General features: G+C 45.8%; 3 protein-coding genes. 2 read left to right on the top strand and 1 reads right to left on the bottom strand.

Translation table 11 applies throughout. The annotated features are described in order from the left end of the window. Positions 1-65: 65 nt before the first annotated feature. On the bottom strand, positions 66-548 hold the full coding sequence (gene greB, locus H5300_RS26090) for a transcription elongation factor GreB (RefSeq protein ID WP_182797298.1): 483 nt from the start codon (positions 546-548) through the stop codon (positions 66-68). 178 nt (positions 549-726) lie between these two features. Between greB and ompR the strand changes: the two genes are divergently transcribed. Continuing rightward, on the top strand, positions 727-1,446 hold the full coding sequence (gene ompR, locus H5300_RS26095) for a two-component system response regulator OmpR (RefSeq protein WP_004735642.1): 720 nt from the start codon (positions 727-729) through the stop codon (positions 1,444-1,446). A 328-nt stretch (positions 1,447-1,774) separates the two neighbouring features. Beyond that, positions 1,775-3,070, top strand: coding sequence for a two-component system sensor histidine kinase EnvZ (gene envZ, locus H5300_RS26100; protein ID WP_182797299.1), 1,296 nt, complete (start codon positions 1,775-1,777; stop codon positions 3,068-3,070). Positions 3,071-3,326 lie beyond the last annotated feature (256 nt).

Consider the following 3,326-nt stretch of genomic DNA (forward strand, 5'->3'; position numbering starts at 1 on the left):
CACGCTAAGCCATAAGCCATAAGCCATAAGCCATAAGCCATAAGCCAAGGCATGAGCCATAATCTTTACGCGTCGTCTGCGTAACGAATCGAGCTAATGAACCACTCTTTATCGCCTTCCGGAGTGGTTACCGTAAACTCATCATCCACTTCCTTCTTCAGCAGAGCTCTAGCCATTGGAGAGTCGATAGAGATATAACCTTTCGCATCACCGTAGATCTCTTCAGGGCCGACAATACGAAACTTCTTCATTTCCCCATCATCATTCTCAATCTCGACCCAAGCACCGAAAAATACCTTACCTTCTTGTTGCGGTGAGTAGTCCACGATCGTGACATCAGGTAGGAACTTGCGTAAGAAACGTACTCGGCGATCAATCTGACGAAGCAAACGCTTATTGAAGGTGTAATCTGCGTTTTCTGAACGATCGCCAAGGCTTGCTGCCCAAGTGACTATCTTAGTGATTTCTGGACGCTTCTCGTGCCATAAGTGGTCATGTTCTGCTTTGAGCTTGTTATAACCTTCTCGGGTGATCAGTTTGGTTTTCATAAATCTGACTTAATGAAATGATGTTCTAAGATAGAATATATAGAAAGGCAACATACGTTAACAATTATTTAGGCGACTTTTTCTCCAATAATGTTACATTTTTAATGTCTTATACCAATATACAATTTACCAAGAATGCTTAACCTTAGGTTTGAGCTTTAATAGGTGGAACCATTACATGCAAGAAAACTACAAAATTTTAGTGGTCGATGACGATGCTCGTCTACGTGCATTACTAGAACGCTATCTGTCAGAGCAAGGCTTTCAAGTGCGTAGCGTGGCAAACAGTGAGCAGATGGACCGCCTGTTAACCCGTGAAAATTTTCACTTGATGGTATTGGATTTAATGTTGCCGGGCGAAGATGGTCTATCGATCTGTCGTCGTCTACGAAACGCAAACAACTCGCTGCCTATCCTTATGTTGACGGCAAAGGGTGATGAAGTAGATCGCATTGTGGGCTTGGAAGTAGGTGCTGATGATTACCTGCCAAAACCATTTAACCCGCGTGAACTGCTTGCTCGTATCAAAGCGGTAATGCGCCGCCAAGTGATTGAAGCTCCGGGAGCGCCAAGCACAGAAGAATCTGTGGTTGCCTTTGGTGAGTTCCGCTTGAACCTAGGTACACGTGAAATGTTCCGCGGTGAAGAGCCAATGCCTCTTACCTCTGGTGAATTTGCGGTTCTGAAGTCACTGGTCACTAACGCTCGTGAGCCAATGTCTCGCGATAAGCTGATGAACATGGCTCGTGGCCGTGAGTATTCAGCGATGGAACGTTCTATTGATGTTCAGATTTCACGTCTGCGTCGTCTAGTTGAAGAAGATCCAAGTAAACCTCGTTACATCCAAACGGTGTGGGGCTTGGGTTATGTATTCGTTCCAGATGGCAAAGCTGTGTAATCTCGCTTTATAAGCTCAAAAGCCGCTTTATCGATTCTGTGAATCAGATTTCTTTATTTACGGGCCATCTCATTAATATGTGATGGCCCGTTTTGTATTCAGCACAATGAGAGATACCAATCGTAGTAAATAACTGCTCATCCTAGCTTGTTAAAACGCTCGATAACTTCGTTAGAAATTTTGATTGTAGAATAACTACTTATCAAAAATTGCTGCCTTGTTCTCAAGCCTTTTTCCTGCGCTATTTATGATCATTTACTTACTGTGATTGGTATTACAGCTATAGTTCCCACTATATCCCTTTATCATCCCTCACTTTAGGTCTTCTATGCGCATACGTAGCTCCTTTACTCAGTCGATAGTGCTCTTTTTAACCTTGTTGGTTGCTAGCCAAATCTTTTCTTATTACGCGGTGTTTAACTATGCATTGATGCCGAGTTTGCAGCAGTTTAATAAGATTCTGGCTCACGAGCTAAACCTCGTCTTGGATCAAGGTAGTGATATCGAGATTGATGCGCCACTGCGTCAACGTGTGCTTGAGCAACTCGGAGTGACGGTTCACGCCAAGGACAGCGAAGCCGCGGGTGAGTATTACCATGCGGTAGCAATCGACCTGATGAGTGAGGAGATGACCAAAGAGTTGGGCTCTGAAACCGAAGTACGGCTGATTCTAGGCAAAGAGAGCTACGTGTTGTGGATGGACATCGCGCAGCTGCCTAACTCCTTGATTCGTATTCCTCTGTCTGAGCTGCAAGAAGAAGACTTTGCGCCTCTGTTCCGTAACAGCCTGATCATGGCGATGTTGATTGTCGCGGGTGGCTGGCTGTTCATTCGCTTGCAAAACCGGCCTTTGATAGCGCTAGAGAAAGCCGCCCAAGGTGTGGGGCGTGGTGATATTCCACCACCATTGCCAGTACAAGGTGCGCAAGAGATCCGCTCGGTAACTCGAGCCTTTAATCAGATGTCGAAAGGTATTCAAGAACTCGAAGAAGACCGCGCTTTGTTGATGGCAGGTATCAGTCATGATTTACGTACTCCGTTAACGCGTATTCGCTTAGCGACCGAGATGATGTCGCCAGAAGATAGCTATTTAGCGGAAGGGATCATCAGTGATACCGAAGAGTGTAATGAGATCATCAGCCAGTTTATGGATTACCTAAAGCCCGTTGATCGAGATTCATTCCAAGAGGTATTTGTCGATGATATTGCCCGAGAAGTTTCTAGCTCAGAAGGTGGCTACGAGGTACAAATTGAAACCGATATTCCAGAATCGATGAAGCCTGCGCTAGGTAACCCGATCGCGATGAAGCGTGCCGTGAGTAACTTGGTGGTGAATGCGCTGCGCTATGGCAATGGTTGGGTCAAGGTATCGACTGGCATGACGGCCGACAATAAACTGGCTTGGGTGACCGTTGAAGATAATGGCCTTGGGATCCCGCAAGACCAAGTCGGCAAGTTGTTTGAACCGTTCACGCGTGGTGATACCGCTCGTGGCAGTGAAGGTACCGGCTTAGGCTTGGCGATCGTCAAACGTATCGTCAGCCAACACCAAGGTGCCGTAGTGGTTAATAACCGCAGTGAAGGTGGCTTAAAAGCGCAGATCAGTTTCCCTGTGAAGCCTTAAATATCATCGGTCTGTATTATGGTGACGGGTTCGGTTCGGGGAGCTGTATAGAGATCCCCGACTCGGTCATTCTTCCCTCTCGAGGATGACGAATTGCTAACCATGGACTTTGATGATGAAAGTTTACTTTGATCGTCATATATGGACCCACCCAGTTTGCAAGTAATTTTACACGTTTGGTAATAGAGTCATTGCCTTCATATATTCGGCCTATTTATTGAGCACATTATTATTGTGTTCATGGCCCTGATGTAAT

Origin of the sequence: Vibrio sp. SG41-7 (genome assembly GCF_014164465.1) — a bacterium.
GTDB classification, from domain to species: Bacteria; Pseudomonadota; Gammaproteobacteria; order Enterobacterales; family Vibrionaceae; genus Vibrio; species Vibrio splendidus.

Excerpts from the sequence above, each read along its gene's own strand:
- greB (WP_182797298.1), bottom strand. The coding sequence starts at position 548 with ATGAAAACCAAACTGATCACCCGAGAAGGTTATAACAAGCTCAAAGCA.
- ompR (WP_004735642.1), top strand. The coding sequence starts at position 727 with ATGCAAGAAAACTACAAAATTTTAGTGGTCGATGACGATGCTCGTCTA.
- envZ (WP_182797299.1), top strand. The coding sequence starts at position 1,775 with ATGCGCATACGTAGCTCCTTTACTCAGTCGATAGTGCTCTTTTTAACC.